This window comes from Chitinophaga solisilvae (genome assembly GCF_009928525.1).
Classification (GTDB): Bacteria; Bacteroidota; Bacteroidia; order Chitinophagales; family Chitinophagaceae; genus Chitinophaga; species Chitinophaga solisilvae.
In genome coordinates, this window is sequence record NZ_JAABOK010000011.1 from 159,854 (window position 1) to 178,389 (window position 18,536).

The following is an 18,536-nucleotide window of genomic DNA, read 5'->3' on the forward strand; positions in this document are numbered from 1 at the left end:
ATTTTTGTTTCTTTAAAACTAAATCCAAATTATCCGATGAAGCAAAACTGGCTTAAAGCCATTCTTCCGCATCTGGCAGCAATCGGCATCTTCCTGTTGCTGGCAACGGTTTATTGCTCACCTGTTTTAGAAGGCAAGGTAGTAAACCAGAGCGATATGATGAACGTAAAAGGAATGGTCAAAGAGGCGAAGGACTTTTATGAAGCTACCGGCGAGCGCCCCCTATGGTCTAACAGCATGTTCTCCGGGATGCCTACATATGTGACTTACAACGGTCCCAGTGTCAACAAGCTGGTATATGTCAACAAGCTGATTACCCTGAACCTGCCTACCCCTGTTAACATGTTATTCCTCGCGATGGCCTGCATGTACCTGCTGGCCTGTGTGCTGGATTTCAAATACTGGATCCGGGTGCTGGGCGCTGTCGCTTTTGCTTTCTGCTCCTATAATGTTATTCTGATGGATGTAGGGCACATCACCAAAATGTATGATATTGCCCTGATGCCCGCCGTACTGGCAGGTATCATCCTCACCTACCGCGGCCGCCTGATCGGTGGCGCTGCCCTCACCGCAGTAGCTACCGGGGTACTCATCTACAACAACCACCTGCAGATGATCTACTACACCCTTATCATGGTGCTCTGCCTGGTGGCTGCCGCCTTTGTTCACGCACTCCGCGAAAAAGGCCTGCCACAGTTCTTCAAAGCCTCCGTGCTGCTGGCCATCGCCGGCGTGCTGGCTGTACTGCCCGCCATGGATAACCTCCTCATCACCCGCGAATACACTGATTATACCATGCGTGGCAGCAAATCAGAGTTGACGCTGGATAAAAAGGATGTAGACCTGAAAAAGTCAACCGGACTCGAAATAGATTATGCATTTGAATGGAGCTACGGCCCGATGGAATCCTTCACATTCCTCATCCCCGGATTTGCCGGTAACTCTTCTGCGCAGAAACTCGGCACCGGCTCCCATGTATACGAACAAATGGTCAGCCTCGGCGCTCCCCCTGCACAGGTGGAACAGTTTATGGAACAGATGAAGTTCCCGCTGTACTACGGCGCCCAGGAAAGAGGCACCTCCGGCCCTGTATATGTAGGCGCCATCATCTGCTTCCTTTTCGTATTATCGTTACTGTTAGTGACCAGCTGGCAGAAATGGTGGCTGCTGGCCATCACCATCATCGGTTTTATACTGGCATGGGGTAAAAACCTCGCCTTTATCAACGATTTCCTCTTCTATCACCTGCCTTTATATAACAAGTTCAGGGCGCCGGCACAGGCGCTGGTACTCCCCTCACTCACCTTCGTGATACTGGGCTGCTGGGCTTTGCAGGAAGTGGCCAACGGTAAACATACCAAAGACGCACTGCTGAAAAAACTGAAACAGGCATTTCTCATCACCGGCGGACTCGTGGTCATCATCGGTATCGGCGGTAGCCTCTTCTTTAACTTCAGCGGCCACAGCGATGCTACCATGCTGAATTATTTTGCGCAGATGATGGGCGGCGAAGAAAATGGAAAACTCCTGGTCCGTGCACTGGAAAAAGACCGCAGCAGCCTCCTGCTGAAAGACAGCATCCGCTCCCTGATATTCATCGCCATCGCCGGCGGCGCTATCTGGGCATACCTCACGGATAAACTGAAATGGCAGACGGCAGCCCTGGTACTGGTAGCAGCTGTAGCCATCGACCTCATTCAGGTAGACAGAAACTATCTCGGTAAAGACAGCTTCGTGGATGAATCCGTACTGGAATCACAGCTCACCCCTACCCAGGCCGATCTGCAGATCAAACAGGACCCGGATCCGTACTACCGCATACTCAACGTAGCCACCTCTCCGTTTGATGATGCCATGCCTTCCTACTTCCACAAAAACGTAGGCGGCTACAGCCCCGCCAAACTGTGGATTTATCAGGACCTCATCACCCACCAGATATCCAAAAACAACATGCAGGTGCTGAACATGCTCAACACCAAATACTTTATCGTACCCGATCAGAAAGGCGGACAACCAGTAGCGCAACGCAACCCTGACGCTAACGGTAACGCATGGTTTGTAAATGATATCGTATGGGCCCCGGATGCCAATACAGAAATGACTACGCTGGATCATCTCAACACCAAAGACTCCGCCGTTATCGATAAACGCTTCGAAAGCGTGCTGGGCAACGGTTTCAAACCAGGAAAAGACAGCGCCGCCAATATTAAGCTGACCAAATACGGACTTAATGCACTGGAGTATACTTCCAGCAACAGCCGGGAAGGCCTGGGCGTATTCTCTGAGATCTACTACCCTGCCGGCTGGAACGCCTACATCGATGGAAAGAAAACCGACATCGTTCGCGTTGACTACGCCCTCCGTGGTGTGAAAATACCTGCCGGTCAGCACCAGATCACCCTGAAGTTCGAACCAACCACCTTCTTCAAAGGCCAGAAAATATCTGCTATCTCCTCCAGCATCCTGCTGATCCTGGTAATAGCAGCCTTTATCTGGGAAATCATTGCGGCCCGCAAAAACCAGGGAACCTAATTATTTGGTTATTTGGTTATTTGAGATTTTGTTCTGATAATGATGCCCCCTGGGGATTTTTGGATTTTGAGATTTTTGGATGTTGGAATTTTTTAATGCAGCGGAGATACTCGCGTAGATCTTTGCAGCATTAAAAAATTCCAACATCCAAAAATCTCAAAACCCAAAAATCCTTCAGGGGGCATCCTGATTTATGAAAATCTCAAATAGCCAAATCTCAAATAACCAAATAGTCAGTATTTTTTGGAGAAGATATAGCGGAGGGCGATGAATAAATGGTGGGTGAAGTTGGGCAGGTGGCCGTAGTAATGGCTGAGGATCCGGTAGCGTTCTTTCCAGGCCAGCTGCTGGCGCTGTTTGGAGGTGCCGCCTACCCTGAATTTTGCAACTACCTGATGCGTATTACAGATCTGACGGGAAGCCTTCAGGGTACGGATCATCCAGTCGATGTCGGCGCAGACCTTGTATTGCAGGTCGTAAAGCGGGCTTAGTCTGCGACGGATAATATATGCCTGGTGTGATACCACCATACCGTGTTTCAGGCTTTTCCAGGTAAGCTGCTCCGGCACCTTGTGGGGCGTCTGCGTGGAACGCAGTCCCAGGTCAGCGCCGTTTTCGTCCATAAACATTGCTTCTCCGTAATACACATCTGCATCCGGGCATACCTGCAGCATATCTTCCAGCACGGTATTGCCGGCAAGCACATCATCCGCATTTAAAAATAACAGATAATCCCCGGTGGCCAGCTGCATACCTTTGTTCATGGCATCATACAGCCCTTTGTCCTTTTCAGATACCACCTTTGCAATACGGGAACCATATTTCTCTACCACCTGCATGGTATTGTCACGGGAAGCCCCGTCAACAATAATATATTCAATATGCGGATAGGATTGCGCCAGCACGCTCTGAATAGTGCTTTCAATAAATTTTTCAGCATTATAACACACGGTTATAATGCTGATTACCGGAGAAGAGCGTTTATCCGTCACAGTTATTACTTTAGAATTTATTCAATACTTCCACCACTTTCTCAATATCTGCCGTAGTATGGTAATAAGAGCAGGGCAGACTTAAAGTAGTGCGGTGAATTTCTTCCGAGATAGGATAGGAAGTACCGTCAATGATACCTTCCATTGCCTTCTGCTTATGCGGAGGCAGCGGGTAGTGAATATCCGTTTTCACGCCGTTGTCCAGCAGGAATTGCTTCAGCTCATCGCGGCGCTCATGGCGGATGTTATAGATGTGGTATACATCGAAATAATCCGGATGTACAACCGGTTTGATAAAATCATTTTTGATACCGTCGTGATACACCTGTGCCAGTTTGCGTTTGTGTTCCGTGATCTGTGCAAGGTATTTGAACTTCACGAGCAGGAAGGCGGCCTGTACTTCATCCAGCCTGGAGTTGATGCCTACTACTTCGTTGTAATATTTTACATCGGAGCCATAGTTACGCAGGCGGCGCATAGCAGTAGCCAGGTTGTCGTCATTGCAGATGACAGCGCCGGCATCGCCCAGTGCACCCAGGTTTTTGGTAGGGTAAAAGCTGAAAGCGCCATATTCCCCGAAAGTACCTGTCAGCTGTCCTTTGAAAGCGGCGGCATGAGATTGTGCGCAGTCTTCTATCAGCACCAGGTTATGCTTTTGTTTGATGGCCACAATTTTGTCCATCTCGCAGCTTTTACCATAGAGATGCACCACCATGATGGCTTTGGTGCGGGGAGTGATAGCGGCCTCAATTTTATCTGCATCAATATTGTAGGTGCGGATATCCGGTTCCACCAGCACGGGTTTCAGGCCACATTGTGCGATAGAGAGTATCGTGGCGATATAGGTGTTGGAAGGTACGATAACCTCATCGCCGGGCGCAAAGTTGAAAGCGCGCAGACTGAGCGTGAGGGCATCGAGGCCGTTGGCCAGTCCCAGGCAATGCTTACTGCCATGGTATTGCGCATAGGCAGTTTCAAATTCCTTCACTTTATTACCGAGTATATACCAGCCGCTTTCCAGTGTTTCATTGAAAGCTGCTTTAAACTCTTCAAAAAATGGCTTATTCAGCAAGCCCAGGTTTTCGTAATCTATCATAGCCCGTTATTCGTAAGGTTCGTAAATATAATCTGCCGCATCAAAGGGAGTAGATGCCATTACCAGCAGTACGGCATCGGGGGTGAAATGGTGCATGGTATGCCAGTCCTGCGGTTCCAGGATCAGGCATTTGTTGGGATGATCCATCACGAAGTCCTCCGTTTGTCCCTGACCGTTATTATTGGATACAATGCAGCTGCCGTGCACGCAGATGGCTGCCTGTATGGTTTTATGATGGCGATGTCCGCCTCTGACGGAATCGTCTACGCCATAGATGTAAAAGATCCTTTTTATATCAAAAGGAATTTGTTTTTCTATTACAGTGAGATTACCTCTTTTATCGCTATGCGTTGTTAAGTTAATGATATGCGCCATCGTTATTGTTTAATACCCAGCTCTTTCAATGAATAAATATGATATACGTTCCGCAGTTTACGCCATATGGTCACCAGTAAAGGTTTTAGTCCTGCCGGCTTGGGTCTGGCCCCATGCGGATCGAAGGTGTTGTCTATAGCCTGTATCTGTCTTCTGGCAGCTTCCAGCGCCTGCAGGTAAGGCAGGTAAAACAGCTGCTTTACAGCCGGTGCGATGAGTCGCCGGCCCAGTTCTACCGTATTATCCGTAAAATACTTCAGATAGTGGAAATGGTAGAATATCGGATCAAACTCTTTACCGGTACTGATTTCGCGGCAGCGCAGTTTTCCGTTCTGCATAAATACGTCGTACTGCTGTATATTCCAGAGGGCAAGTCCACCACCCAGATTCTCCAGCACCCAGACGTTGGTGAAACGCGTAGGCCAGTCGTCCAGGTATTTCTGATCTCCGAACTTACCATCTTCATGACGGTCGTAACACCATTCCAGGCAGGCGTTACGCCACCACTGCAATGCTTCCATCCCCCAGCGGTTATTGCGGAAGGTGATGTACTGCACGCAGTATTTGCCGCTCAGCTTACTCTTGTCGTACATGGGTGTATAGCGGTGTTCCGTAATCATAACGCCGTGGTTGCCCATTTCATCCATGAGTACGCGGGGATCATTATAAAAATACAGGTCTGCGTCGATATAGGTACAGTGCGGCAGGTCGAACTGTTTAATGCAATAGAGAATAGTGGAAGAAGAACATGTCCAGCAGTATTCGGCACGGTTGCGGCCGGGTTTAACCGCCAGCAGTTCCGGGTCTTCAAATTCTTCCAGTGATATCACCGTCATACCGGGCAATTGCATTTTCTTCAACACCTGCAGACATTTTTCATCAAAGGCAAACACGTACAGGTGAAACGTCTGGCAAACCGCGGCCAGCGACTGATACATGGCTAAGCCCCTTGATAAATAGTTACTGTCAAACAGTGTACAATAATATAATGTAGTATCTCTTTCCTTCATAATTCAATAAAGACGCTTAAACACGTTCCGTTTCAAAAATCACGAGTTTGCGGAACAGGTTAGGGAATAAGAATCCCAGTTTATCGATGACCTTCACCCTAACTTTCATAAACCGCATCCTGTTTATTTTCAGTCCGCCTACATTGGTCACCAGCTCTTTAAAATCCCTGAGTGACAGCTGATGAATATGCCCGGTGCTGTACCAGTAGTAACCAAACAGCATTTTTTTGGGCATACGGCCGGAGAACAGCATCTCCAGGCGGTTCCGAAAGTACGCAAAATTAGGGAAGGTGATGATCTGCCTTTTGGAAATGCGTTTCATTTCAGATAACAGCACTTCCGGGTACATCACCATCTGGATGGTTACGTTGCATATGGCCACATCAAATTCATTATCAGCATACGGCAACCGTTCATCAATACGGCCCTGCACCACATCGAGGCCTCTTTCCCGGCACACTTCCACCCCACTGGCCACCAGTTCCATTCCTTTACAGCTGCATTGTTTATCCTCTTTCAGCATGCGCAGCAGGGTGCCGTCTCCGCAGCCCAGGTCTACCACTTTACTGCCAGGGTCTATCATGGCCATAATTTTGGTAAATTCTTCCCGCTTGCTTTCCGAGGTGCTGTTGTACTTGTAACTTCTGTTGTCGTTTGCCATAGGTTAGTGGTGTTGCTGTTATTTTCTTTTGATAACTTTTATCAGTTTCTCAAAGAAGCCTTTCCTGATGGTACGGAAATAGGCGGCAAAGGCTTCCGTTCCCTGCTGACTGGCTACCGGGGGCTGTTTCACGAGCTTCACCGGCGTGGTGGCCACTTTCACTTCATACAGTTCTCCGTCAGCTACATCCATATGGGTGGCATCGCTCACGGCGCCGATGTTCTGTACCAGGGATGTTCCCGGGTAGAGGGTCACCATATTTTTCAGGAAAGCGGAGGCATTCCAGCGGATAGCCCAGGAGTCGTTTTTCCCGGCAATCTGTTTACGGAGCATCTTCATATAATCGAAGGTATCCCCGAAATTGAAAGCGCTGCTTTCCCCTTTCAGGCGGATGCTGTCGTACAGTTTTTTACCATCAGGCTCAAACTGTTTCCAGGCGCGGCTCCACGTAGCCCATCCCCAGCAGTCTGCCCCCCGGATGAAGAAGGTATCCGGCAGTTTTTCCTTTACCGGATAGATGTACCCGTGAATGCTGGCTACCAGCGGTTCATCTTCGTACATATCCAGTGCTTCGTTCATATATTTCAGGAAGAAAGGCGCCAGTACCAGGTCGTCTTCCATCACGATAACTTTTCCATGTTTTGCGACCACGTCTGTCACCGCTGCAATGACTGAATTGGCCAGTCCCATATTCTGCACCCTTTCGGCGATATGCACCTTTCCGCACCAGTTGCGGCTGCGGATTACCGCGCGGGTAGCGGCAATATTCTCCAGATCGGCTTCAGTGGCGTCCGCTTTCGGACCATCTGCAAATACATACAGCTCGCTCTCTGCAGCTTCCGGATTGGCAGCCAGGCTTTCCAATGCCTGCCTCGCCACTTCCGGCCGTTTATAGGCCATAAATATGATTGGCGCCAGTGTTCCCATCCTTGGTCCTTTTTAAATACCGCAAATTAACTCTATAATTAGCGTATGTGCAAAAAATATGATAAAAAATCAACAGGAGAAAAGAATTGGGTTTTAATTACGAATTGCGAATTACGAATTACGAATTACGAATGTAGAAGCGAAGAGCTAATCGTAGATTATTAGGGATAAGTATTAAATATCACCTTTAATCTACGATTAGCTCTTCGCTTCTACATTCGTAATTCGCAATTCGTAATTCGCAATTCTTGCTATATTTGCTGGTTCAGCAGCTATTACACATGGGTATCGTCAGGAAGCAGAGTCTTTATTCATCTATATCTATCTATATCGGGTTTGCCTTCGGTGCATTGAACCTCATGTTGTTAATGCCCAAAATCTTTTCACAGGAACAGATTGGTTTAACAAGGGTATTGATAGATGTATGTACGCTGCTGGCTACGGTAGCATCCCTGGGGGCCGTGCCGGTGATCAACAAGTTCTTTACCTTCTATAACTATTACCTGAAGCCGGACCACAACGACCTCCCCAAACTTACGCTGCTGGTATCCCTGGTGGGGTATATCCTGTTTTTTCTCTTCACCGTTATCTTTAAGGACCTGATTGTCCGCAAATTCAGCGGTAACTCCCCCCTGTTTATTGAATATTTTTATGCGATCTATCCCCTCACCTTCTTTATACTGGCCTATAATATGCTGGAGGCCTTTGCATGGGGGCTGCATAAAACCATCGCTTCCAATTTCCTGAAGGAAACAGGTATCCGCATTGCCTCTACGATTATCCTGCTGCTGTTTGCCTTTTCAGGTATCAGCTTCACCCAGTATATCAATTTCTTCTGGCTCCCATATGCCATTGCCGCCATAGCCCTGTTCCTGATAGTACGCCGTACCGGTGAACTGCGGCTGACAGGTGGTATCAGCAACGTTACCCGGCGGCTGGGCCGGCGGATGTTCGTTTTCAGCTCCTACGTTTTTTCTTCGAATGTATTTTCGCTGCTGCGCAAAACCAATGATATACTCATTATTTCCAGTCTCCAGGGGCTGGAACAGGCCGGCCTGTTCTCCTACGCCACCTTTGTCATCAGCTTCATGGAAGTACCGCAACGCAGTATGTACGCCATTACCACGCCCATTCTGGCTACTGCCTGGCGCAACCGGGATATGGCCAAAATACAGGAGCTGTACACCAAAAGCTCCATCACCCTGTCTATCGCAGGCATGGGTATCTTCGGCGCTATCTGGCTTTCGCATAACAACCTGGTGACATTCCTCGGCCCGGAATGGACCTCGATCTCCAATATCATCCTGATCCTTGGTATCGCCAAAATGATCGATCTTATCACCGGCGTGAATAACCAGATTATTCAAACCTCCAACTTCTGGCGGTTTGACTTCGTCTGCTCTATACTCGTAGTCATCATCTCGGTGGTGCTGAACTATATCATGCAGAAGCGCATCGGCACCATAGGCGCGGCGTATGCGGATCTTATCACCGTTGCACTGTTCAACCTGATCAGATATCTCTTTATACTGATACGGTTCAAAATACAACCACTTAACCTCAAAACCGCAGGGGCGCTGCTGCTGGGCATTGCGGGCATCCTGCTGGTACAGCAGCTGCCGTTTATCTGGAATATTTATGCAGACACCATCATACGTACCATGCTGTACATAACACTTTTCGGCGCTGCCGTTATTCTGACGCGCCTGTCTGAAGATGTAAACAATATGTGGCGGATGATGAAAGCCAAAGTGTGGAAGCCGTAAGCCTTACAGCCTGCCGCCGCCGGCGAAATATCTTTTCCAGTAAGGCTCTTTCAGATCACTGATCATAACGCCTGCACTGGTGGAAGCATGAACAAATTTGTCATTCTCCAGGTAGATGCCCACGTGGGATATACGCCTGTGGTGTATTTTAAAGAAGACCAGGTCGCCTTCATGCAGATCACGGGCACTCACTCTTTTCTGTACCGCATTGTACAACTGTACGGAATTACCGGCAAGACTCAGCTGGAAAACGGTATTCACCAGCATATTCACAAAACCGGAACAATCAATACCATCACGGGTTTTGCCTCCCATCCGGTAGGGAGTACCCCACCATTCTTCTATAAAATTATACAGCTTGTGATTCAGCACATCCTCTACCGGCACATCCAGTAACTGGGCATACTTGAACTGCCAGCTCTGTGCATTTTCCAGATTGGCACTGCTGCGGGTAATATTACGGGAGATGTTCACATTCCTGCTGCCAACATCTGCAGCAGTATGATGATTATAACGCGGAGTAGTAATTCCCTCAATGAAGGTCGTCTTCCTGCTTTGCTGTACCGGCGCAGGTTCCGGACGCTTAACCGTCACTTTCCTAGATGTCGAACAGGAACTGAATGCCATTACACAAATACAAAATCCTACATACAAATGTTCCTTTCTTCTCATCATAGTTACCGGTTAAATTTTCGCTAAAATACAAAGTTATGTGGAATGAACCCATTGAAATTGAGGTTGACGACAATATAATTACGAATTGCGAATTACGAATTACGAATGTGGAGGCGAAGATCTGTACGAAGATGAAGGGAGATAACTATATAATATATTCTTTCATCTTCGTACAGATCTTCGCCTCCACATTCGTAATTCGTAATTCGCAATTCGTAATTAAAATCCTAATTTTGGCCCTTGACGACGAAACAGCTTATCAATTATGGTCTTTTCCCATTTACACGTACATACACAATTTTCATTACTGGATGGTGCAGCGGATATCAAGTCACTGTACAAAAAGGCGATGGCTTCCAATCAGCCGGCGCTGGCAATTACTGACCATGGTAATATGTTTGGTGCGTTTCAGTTTGTGGCGGAAGCTTATAATAATAAACTGAATCCGGCTGACCCGAAAGATAAACGGCTGAAAGTAAAACCGATTGTCGGCTGTGAGTTCTATCTCGTGGAAAACCGCTTCAAACGTGCGTTTACACGCGAAGAAAAAGATATACGCTATCACCAGGTGCTGCTGGCAAAAGATGAGGAAGGCTACCGGAACCTTATTAAGCTGTGCTCGCTGGGATATATGGAAGGGCTGTATGGTAAATATCCGCGTATTGATAAGGAATTAATTCTGCAGTACCACAAGGGACTTATTGCCACGACCTGCTGCCTTGGCGCTTCTGTCCCCAAAACGATTCTGCGCCACGGGGAAGATGCCGGTGAACAGGAATTCAAATGGTGGCTGGATATTTTCGGCGATGACTTCTACGTGGAAATGCAGCGCCATGGCATCCCTGAACAGGACCAGGTAAATGCAGTACTGCTGAAATTCGCTGCCAAATACAACGTAAAGATTATCGCATCCAACGATTCTCACTATGTAGATCAGGCAGATGCCAACGCACACGATATCCTGCTCTGTATAAATACGGGAGAAAAAAAATCAACTCCCACCAATAAAGAGTTTTCGGACGATGACGTGTCGATGAAGAACAGACGTTTCGCTTTTTATAACGATCAGTTCTATTTCAAGACCACGGAAGAAATGAGCGCGCTGTTCCACGACCTGCCACAGGCCATCGACAATACCAACGAGATTGTTGACAAGGTACAGCTGCTGGATCTCAAACGCGATATCCTGCTGCCTAACTTCCCCATCCCGAAAGAATTTATCACGCAGGACCAGTACCTGCGCCACATCACCTACGAAGGCGCCCGCACCCGCTATACCGAGATGACCGCCGATGTGGAAGAACGTATCAATTTTGAACTGCAGGTAATCGAAAATATGGGATTTGCCGGGTACTTCCTGATTGTAGCCGACTTCATCAAGGCGGGCCGCGATCTGGGCGTATTCATCGGCCCCGGCCGTGGTTCCGCCGCCGGATCTGCAGTGGCGTACTGTATCGGCATCACCAATATCGACCCGATCAAATACAACCTGCTGTTTGAGCGTTTCCTCAACCCGGACCGTAAGAGCATGCCCGATATTGATACGGACTTCGATGATGAAGGCCGTCAGAAGGTAATTGACTACGTGGTACAGAAATACGGCCGCAACCAGGTGGCACAGATCATCACCTACGGTACCATGGCCGCCAAAATGAGTATCAAGGACGTTGCCCGCGTAATGGACCTGCCCCTGCAGGACTCCAACGCACTGGCCAAACTGGTACCCGATAAACCCGGTATTCAGCTGGACCGCATCTTTAATGCGCCGCTGGATGGCGAGAAAGGCCTGTCAGACAAAGAAGGCCTCGCCGGTGAAGATATCGAGAATGTAAAGAAACTACGCGAACTCATCAAGGGAGAAGACCTGCAGGGAGAAGTACTCCGCGAAGCCTGCGTACTGGAAGGTTCCGTACGTAACACCGGTATACATGCCGCCGGTATCATCATCGCACCACAGGACCTCTACGACCTCATTCCCGTTTCTACCGCCAAAGACTCCGACCTGCTGGTCACCCAGTTTGAAGGAAGCATCATCGAATCTGCCGGCGTAATCAAGATGGACTTCCTGGGGCTGAAGACCCTCACCATCATCAAAGGCGCGCTGGAACTGATCCGCATGAACCACGGCGTGGAAATTGAAATAGACAACATCCCCCTGGATGATGCCAAAACATATGAACTCTACCAGAAAGGCGAAACCAACGCAACGTTCCAGTTCGAGTCGCCCGGTATGCAGAAATATCTCCGTGAACTGAAGCCGGACAGATTCGACGATCTCATCGCCATGAACGCCTTGTATCGTCCCGGTCCGCTCGAGTACATACCTTCCTTTATCCGCCGTAAACATGGGCTGGAGCCTGTTACCTACGATATTCCGGAAATGGAGGAATACCTCAAGGATACCTACGGTATTACCGTATACCAGGAGCAGGTGATGTTGCTCAGCCAGAAGCTGGCTAACTTCTCCCGCGGAGATGCGGATATCCTCCGTAAAGCCATGGGTAAGAAACAGATTGCCGTACTGAACAAGATGAAGGCCCAGTTCATGGAAGGTTGCGCTGCCAACGGCCATGATCCGAAAGTCTGCGATAAGGTGTGGACAGACTGGGAAGCATTCGCCTCCTATGCGTTCAACAAGTCGCACTCTACCTGCTATGCCTTCGTAGCCTACCAGACTGCCTATCTCAAAGCCCACTACCCGTCAGAATATATGGCTGCCGTACTCAACTGCGCCAGCAATATTGAAAAGATCACCTTCTTCATGGAGGAATCCAAGCGTATGGGCATCGAAGTATTGCCGCCGGATGTGAACGAGTCGCTGAAAGGTTTTGCCGTAAACAAACAGGGCCACGTACGTTTCGGCCTCGGCGGACTGAAAGGCGTTGGCGAAGCAGCTATTGAGAACCTGCTGGAAGAAAGAAAGAAGGAAGGGGCCTTCAAAAATGTTTTCGACTTTATCAAACGCGTAAATCAGCGCGCAGTCAATAAAAAATCACTGGAAGCCCTGGTGATGTCCGGTGCGTTCGACGGTTTCCCGGAATTCCACCGCGCCCAGTATTTCCATAAACCGGAAGGCGAACAGCTGACCGGCCTCGATAAGATCGTGAAATTCGGTCAGCAGGTGAGCGCCGGCTCTTCCAATATCGGCAGCCTCTTTGCAGACGATATTCTCCCCGATGTGGAGCCGCCGAAAATTGCCAATTGCGACCCCTGGCCGCTCATTATGAAGCTCAATAATGAAAGGGATATCACCGGTATCTATATCTCCGGCCACCCGCTGGATGATTACCGCTTTGAGCTGAAACACTACAATATGAACTCCGTACAGGAACTGGTAGAATACCAGGCGGAAATCAGCACACCCGGCAGCACCGGTGGCAGAGCGCGTGAACGCAACTTCCGCCTCGCCGTATACATCACCAACGCACAGGAAAGAATTTCCCGTAACAACCGCCAGTTCGGGGTGATGACCATTGAAGACTATACCGGCAAATTTGAATTCGCGCTGTGGAGCGAAGATTTCATCCGCTTCGCCCCCTACCTGAAACCGGGCCTCTGCCTGTTCATCAACGGCGGCTTCAAATCCAAACGCTTCAATGATAACGAATATGAGTTCAAGGTTAGCGGTATCCAGCTGCTGCAGGAAGTAAAGAAAACACATACCAAACAGGTATTCCTCGCTACTGCTCCCAAACAGCTGAACCGCGAAACAGTAGACTTCCTCGTAGAAAATATCAACCGCTTCCCCGGTAACAGCACACTGCATGTACAGCTCACCGACCGCGACGATAACCTGCAGGTAAAATTGCATACCTTCAATAAGAAAATCGAAATGAATGACGAGTTGGCACACTTCCTGCGAAAACAGCCGGATATTGATGTCTATATCGAAACTATCAATAAGTAGGATGTCAAAAAAGCAGTAATTTGCACTCGGATCAGGATTTGATCATAATAACATCGTAAACAATCAAAGACTATCAAAAACAATCATTAATAACAACCTTTAAATTATAATATTATATGGCTTTAGAATTCACTGACGCGAACTTTCAGTCAACAGTCTTAGACTCCGATAAATTATCTGTAATAGATTTCTGGGCAGAATGGTGTGGTCCTTGCCGTGCTATCGGACCAGTAATTGAAGAACTGTCTAAAGACTACGCCGGTAAAGTTAATATCGGCAAAGTTAACGTGGATCATAACCCACAGTTATCTATTGACTACGGTATCACCAGCATTCCGGCTATCCTGTTCGTAAAGAACGGCCAGGTAGTAGACAAACAGGTAGGCGCTGTTCCTAAATCAGTGCTGGAGAAAAAAATTCAGGCAAACCTCTAATAAAGTAAGCCCGCCGGACGTTTTATAACTACCGGTGCAGGAAGCGGAGATGTGAGTAAGTGCTCGCATCTTCGCTTTTTTTATGCCCATATCTCAGCAACGCTATGTATATTACATCATAAATATTTATCTTCTTTGCGTCAGACATTTATTATCCTGCTTACCTTACTTTACTGTCTTTCCGCCGCCGGCCAGCGGAAGTGCGGCACCACTGAGGCGCTGCAGCAGCGCTCCAGAAACAACCCTGCCTTACAGGAACTGATACGGACTACCGAAAGAACCCTGGTACAGGGTCAGCAGCGGCAACGCATGGCCCGTACAGAGGCTTCCCCCCAGGTCATCACTATCCCCGTGGTGGTACATATCGTTATGGATGAGCCCGGCCTGGTTACCGACGCACAGGTACGCTCCCAGATTGACGTGCTGAACCGGGACTTTACCGCTACCAATAAGGATATATCCGGGATACCGGCCGTATGGCAACCGCTGACAGGCAATACGCGGCTTAATTTCTGCCTGGCGCAGCGCACACCCGGCGGTGAACCCGCTACCGGCATTTTACGCACCACCACCGCCGCCGGACGCAGCTTTGATATCTCCAACGGCAGCCCCGATGTGAAATATAATAGTACCGGCGGTTCCAATGCCTGGGATACCAGGAAATACCTCAACATTTGGGTTACCCGCATCTCCGGCGACTTTCTCGGCGTTGCCGCCCCTCCCGGCATTGGCTACCCCGCCGAACAGGAAGGCGTAGTTATCCAGTATACCGCTTTTGGTACCACCGGCAGCGTAGGCCGCACCTTCAACCTCGGACGCACTACCACACATGAATTAGGTCACTACTTCGGACTGCGGCATATATGGGGTGACGACAGCGGCAGCTGTACCCGCACCAATAACAAAGACGATGACGGCATTGACGATACCCCGCCACAGGGAGATAATACCTTCGGCTGCCCCGGCTTTCCTAAACTGGACAACTGCAGCGCCACCTATCCGGGTATCATGTTCATGAATTACATGGACTACTCCGACGACGCCTGCATGCACCTCTTTACTAACGGACAGGTAGACCGGATGCGCTTCGTACTCGAAAATATCCGGCCCTCCCTGATGACTTCCGACGGATGCCAGCCGGTGAGCCTTCCCGGCGAAGACGCTTCCCTGACAACCATCAGCGGTACAAACGGCAAACAGTGCGATAACCGCATCACGCCGGTAGTTACGCTCCGTAACAAAGGCCGTAACCCGCTGACCAGCATCAACATCCTTTACAGAATCAATAATGGTAATGTGGCTACCTACGCCTGGCGCGGTAACCTGGCCAGTCTTACCGAAACCACCGTTACACTGCCCTCTTCCACCGTATCCATAGGGGTATATAACCTGAAAGCCTATACGAACCTGCCGAATGGCCTGCCGGATGCCAACACCGCTAATGATACCATTACCAGCCGTTTTAACTTTGATGATATCGTAACACTTCCGTTTGAACAGGGCTTTGAAGATGACAGCTTCCCTCCTCCGGGATGGGTGATCTATAACCCTGACAGAAGTTTCACCTGGGAGCGCGAAAGGGCTGTAGGCCGTAACAGCCGGGCTTCTGCGCTGATCCGCAACCTGGGGTACAATGTCAATAACCAGACAGACGACCTCGTGACGCCCGTGATTGATCCTCAGCAGGCAGATTCCGTTTTCCTGTTTTTTGACGTGGCCGCGGCAGTATACTCTGATCCCGGTACTCCGAATAATCCATGGGATACGCTGCAGGTACTTGTTACCAAAGATTGCCATCAGACCGGTAAACTGGCTTACCGCAAATGGGGTCGGAGACTGATTACGCATCCGGATGCGCTTACTACGGAATTTGTTCCTACCGCCAATGAATGGCGCCGGGATTCTGTGGATTTAACCGCATTCGTATCTAAAGAAAAATTTCAGGTTATCTTCAGAAACATCTCAAATTCAGAAAATAATATTTATATAGATAATATCAGGATTATCAGGAAAGATGTAAATCCTGCCCTGCGGGAAGCCGGCGTTCTGGTGAATCCTAACCCGACCGACGGCATCGTATGGGTCACATTTTTTGAAGTTCCGGCAGACCTGTTACAGGTATCCCTGTACAACGCAAATGGTCAGCTCATCGCCACCAAACCACCCGGCGCCATCGCCGCCAATAACCGGATGACCTTTAATTTGGTAAATGAGCCAAATGGTGTTTATTTTGTAAAATTAATTTACAGGAACAGAGCCAAGACCATTAAATTAATGAAAGTAAGATGACGATGAGACAAGACTACCCGGCTGTTCAGGAGCTGCTGACACAAGCAACACTCGACACTTCACTGAAGCGCATAGCGCAAAAAATTCTGCAACAGGAAAGAATTACGCCCGAAGAAGGGCTCACCTTATTCGAGAAAGGCGATATCGGTTTTGTAGGGGCACTGGCCAACCATGTGCGTGAGCGCATGCACGGCGATAAAACTTACTTCAATCGCAATTTTCATATTGAACCCACCAACGTATGCGTGTTCACCTGCCACTTCTGCTCTTATTCAAGGTTGTATAAAAACCGGGAAGACGGCTGGGAGCTGAGCATAGACCAGATGATGGACATCGTGAAAGGATACGATGGCCAGCCGGTTACCGAAGTACATATTGTTGGCGGCGTGCATCCTAAAATGCAGCTGGACTTCTTTGTGGAACTGATTCGGCAAATCAGGGCACACCGTCCGGACCTGCACGTCAAAGGATTCACCGCAGTGGAACTGGACTATATGTTCCGTAAAGCTAAAGTCAGCGTAGACGAAGGCATGCGCATCCTCAACGAAGCAGGCCTCCAGTCCATGCCCGGCGGCGGCGCTGAAATTTTCCACCCGGACGTACGCGCCAAAATCTGCCATGATAAAGTAGATGCAGACGGATGGCTCGCCATTCACAGGGCGGCGCACCTGCGTGGTATGCATACCAATGCGACCATGCTCTACGGCCACATCGAGACATTTGAACACCGCATAGATCATATGGAACGCCTGCGTCAGCTGCAGGATGAAACCAACGGCTTCAATACCTTCATTCCACTCAAGTTCAGGAACAAAGGCAACGATATGTCCGATATTGCGGAAACCTCCATTGTAGAAGACCTGCGGCTCTATGCCATCGCACGCCTGTACATGGATAACTTCCCTCACCTGAAAGCCTACTGGCCTATGCTGGGAAGAAATACCGCACAGCTTACCCTCTCCTTTGGTGTTAATGACCTGGACGGTACCATCGACGATACCACTAAAATATATTCCATGGCCGGCGCGGAAGAACAAAACCCTTCCATGAACACAGCGCAACTGGCCAATCTGATTAAACTGGCCGGCAGAAAACCAATTGAAAGGGATACTGTTTACAACGAAATAAAAGATTATTCCGAAGTAGTATTTTCTGATGAAGAAATACTCGCTAAATAAGCTCACGTAATCTTATGCAATTACATCTGAAATGCATACTGCTAGCCGCTTTGTACACTGCGGGATGTCAGGGGAATGCCGGTAATAACACCGCCGGCACTGCTGATACCGGCACAGTCACCACTACGCCGGCTGTTACCGCTACCTCCAACGGCAGCGAATTTAAAAAGGACGGCACACTGGATTTCCTGTCTAAAAACCAGGCGGACACCATCCGCAAAATTGATATTCAGGTAGCGCAGACCGACCAGCAGCGCGAAGATGGGCTTATGTACAGAAGATCCATGACAGATGAACAAGGTATGCTGTTTATCTTCCCAGATATGGAAGAACGCTCCTTCTGGATGAAAAATACCTACATCTCCCTGGATATTATTTACATAGATGACAAAATGGAGATCGTTTCCATCCAGAAATACGCAACACCACTCTCTGAAGAAGGACTACCTTCTTTCAAAAAAGCCAAATACGTATTAGAAGTAAACGGTGGCTTCTGCGACAAATACCATATTGCGTATGGAGATAAGGTTTTCTTTAGAATTTAATTACGAATTACGAATTGCGAATTACGAATGAGGAGCGAAGACATAAGCGAAGAAGTAAATTCTTTATCCGCTTATGTCTTCGCTCCTCATTCGTAATTCGTAATTCGCAATTCGTAATTCAAAGCCCATACAGGAAGCCCCGGCAGATG

General features: G+C 48.7%; 14 protein-coding genes. 7 read left to right on the forward strand and 7 right to left on the reverse strand.

What is annotated here, in order from left to right; all coding sequences use genetic code 11:
- Positions 1-36: 36 nt before the first annotated feature.
- On the forward strand, positions 37-2,532 hold the full coding sequence (locus GWG06_RS22105; protein WP_160716046.1) for a YfhO family protein: 2,496 nt from the start codon (positions 37-39) through the stop codon (positions 2,530-2,532).
- Between the two features lie 233 nt (positions 2,533-2,765).
- Here the strand turns inward: GWG06_RS22105 and GWG06_RS22110 are convergent, their stop codons facing one another.
- The 6 genes from GWG06_RS22110 to GWG06_RS22135 are packed head-to-tail and all read right to left on the reverse strand — an operon-like array spanning position 2,766 to position 7,593.
- Positions 2,766-3,524 carry a glycosyltransferase family 2 protein gene (locus tag GWG06_RS22110; protein ID WP_160716048.1) on the reverse strand — a complete coding sequence of 253 codons (759 nt, stop codon included), beginning with the start codon at positions 3,522-3,524 and terminating at the stop codon, positions 2,766-2,768.
- A 10-nt stretch (positions 3,525-3,534) separates the two neighbouring features.
- Positions 3,535-4,620 (reverse strand): DegT/DnrJ/EryC1/StrS family aminotransferase, encoded by a 1,086-nt coding sequence (locus GWG06_RS22115; RefSeq protein WP_160716050.1) that lies wholly within the window; start codon positions 4,618-4,620, stop codon positions 3,535-3,537.
- 6 nt (positions 4,621-4,626) lie between these two features.
- Complete coding sequence (locus GWG06_RS22120) at positions 4,627-4,995, reverse strand: sugar 3,4-ketoisomerase (protein ID WP_127036276.1); 369 nt, start codon at positions 4,993-4,995, stop codon at positions 4,627-4,629.
- Positions 4,996-4,997: 2 nt separating this feature from the next.
- Positions 4,998-6,005 carry a glycosyl transferase gene (locus GWG06_RS22125; RefSeq protein ID WP_127036278.1) on the reverse strand — a complete coding sequence of 336 codons (1,008 nt, stop codon included), beginning with the start codon at positions 6,003-6,005 and terminating at the stop codon, positions 4,998-5,000.
- A gap of 16 nt (positions 6,006-6,021) precedes the next feature.
- Complete coding sequence (locus GWG06_RS22130; RefSeq protein WP_127036280.1) at positions 6,022-6,666, reverse strand: methionine biosynthesis protein MetW; 645 nt, start codon at positions 6,664-6,666, stop codon at positions 6,022-6,024.
- Positions 6,667-6,684: 18 nt separating this feature from the next.
- The gene (locus GWG06_RS22135; protein WP_127036282.1) at positions 6,685-7,593 is read right to left on the reverse strand and encodes a glycosyltransferase; all 909 of its coding nucleotides are present in this window, start codon (positions 7,591-7,593) and stop codon (positions 6,685-6,687) included.
- Between the two features lie 248 nt (positions 7,594-7,841).
- Here GWG06_RS22135 and GWG06_RS22140 point away from each other — a divergent pair, with 248 nt between their 5' ends.
- On the forward strand, positions 7,842-9,359 hold the full coding sequence (locus GWG06_RS22140; protein ID WP_160716052.1) for a lipopolysaccharide biosynthesis protein: 1,518 nt from the start codon (positions 7,842-7,844) through the stop codon (positions 9,357-9,359).
- Between the two features lie 3 nt (positions 9,360-9,362).
- Here the strand turns inward: GWG06_RS22140 and GWG06_RS22145 are convergent, their stop codons facing one another.
- Positions 9,363-9,953: a C40 family peptidase gene (locus GWG06_RS22145; protein WP_160716054.1), complete on the reverse strand. Its 591-nt coding sequence runs from the start codon at positions 9,951-9,953 to the stop codon at positions 9,363-9,365.
- A 346-nt stretch (positions 9,954-10,299) separates the two neighbouring features.
- On the opposite strand from GWG06_RS22145, the gene dnaE reads away from it, so the two are divergent.
- From dnaE to GWG06_RS22170, 5 genes are all read left to right on the forward strand, one after another.
- A complete protein-coding gene (gene dnaE, locus GWG06_RS22150) occupies positions 10,300-13,941 on the forward strand; it encodes a DNA polymerase III subunit alpha (RefSeq protein ID WP_160716056.1) in 3,642 nt (1,213 codons plus the stop codon).
- Between the two features lie 116 nt (positions 13,942-14,057).
- A complete protein-coding gene (gene trxA, locus GWG06_RS22155) occupies positions 14,058-14,375 on the forward strand; it encodes a thioredoxin (protein ID WP_127044097.1) in 318 nt (105 codons plus the stop codon).
- Between the two features lie 135 nt (positions 14,376-14,510).
- Positions 14,511-16,664 (forward strand): M43 family zinc metalloprotease, encoded by a 2,154-nt coding sequence (locus GWG06_RS22160; RefSeq protein WP_160716058.1) that lies wholly within the window; start codon positions 14,511-14,513, stop codon positions 16,662-16,664.
- Positions 16,661-17,842 (forward strand): aminofutalosine synthase MqnE, encoded by a 1,182-nt coding sequence (gene mqnE / locus GWG06_RS22165; RefSeq protein ID WP_127044095.1) that lies wholly within the window; start codon positions 16,661-16,663, stop codon positions 17,840-17,842. The genes GWG06_RS22160 and mqnE overlap by 4 nt, the downstream gene beginning before the upstream one ends.
- A gap of 14 nt (positions 17,843-17,856) precedes the next feature.
- Complete coding sequence (locus GWG06_RS22170) at positions 17,857-18,387, forward strand: DUF192 domain-containing protein (RefSeq protein ID WP_160716060.1); 531 nt, start codon at positions 17,857-17,859, stop codon at positions 18,385-18,387.
- Positions 18,388-18,536: the final 149 nt, after the last annotated feature.

Bases quoted from the DNA above. Each gene is read 5' to 3' on its own strand.
- GWG06_RS22105 (WP_160716046.1), top strand. From the start codon at position 37: ATGAAGCAAAACTGGCTTAAAGCCATTCTTCCGCATCTGGCAGCAATC.
- GWG06_RS22115 (WP_160716050.1), bottom strand. From the start codon at position 4,620: ATGATAGATTACGAAAACCTGGGCTTGCTGAATAAGCCATTTTTTGAA.
- GWG06_RS22120 (WP_127036276.1), bottom strand. From the start codon at position 4,995: ATGGCGCATATCATTAACTTAACAACGCATAGCGATAAAAGAGGTAAT.
- GWG06_RS22125 (WP_127036278.1), bottom strand. From the start codon at position 6,005: ATGAAGGAAAGAGATACTACATTATATTATTGTACACTGTTTGACAGT.
- GWG06_RS22130 (WP_127036280.1), bottom strand. From the start codon at position 6,666: ATGGCAAACGACAACAGAAGTTACAAGTACAACAGCACCTCGGAAAGC.
- GWG06_RS22135 (WP_127036282.1), bottom strand. From the start codon at position 7,593: ATGGGAACACTGGCGCCAATCATATTTATGGCCTATAAACGGCCGGAA.
- dnaE (WP_160716056.1), top strand. From the start codon at position 10,300: ATGGTCTTTTCCCATTTACACGTACATACACAATTTTCATTACTGGAT.
- trxA (WP_127044097.1), top strand. From the start codon at position 14,058: ATGGCTTTAGAATTCACTGACGCGAACTTTCAGTCAACAGTCTTAGAC.
- mqnE (WP_127044095.1), top strand. From the start codon at position 16,661: ATGACGATGAGACAAGACTACCCGGCTGTTCAGGAGCTGCTGACACAA.
- GWG06_RS22170 (WP_160716060.1), top strand. From the start codon at position 17,857: ATGCAATTACATCTGAAATGCATACTGCTAGCCGCTTTGTACACTGCG.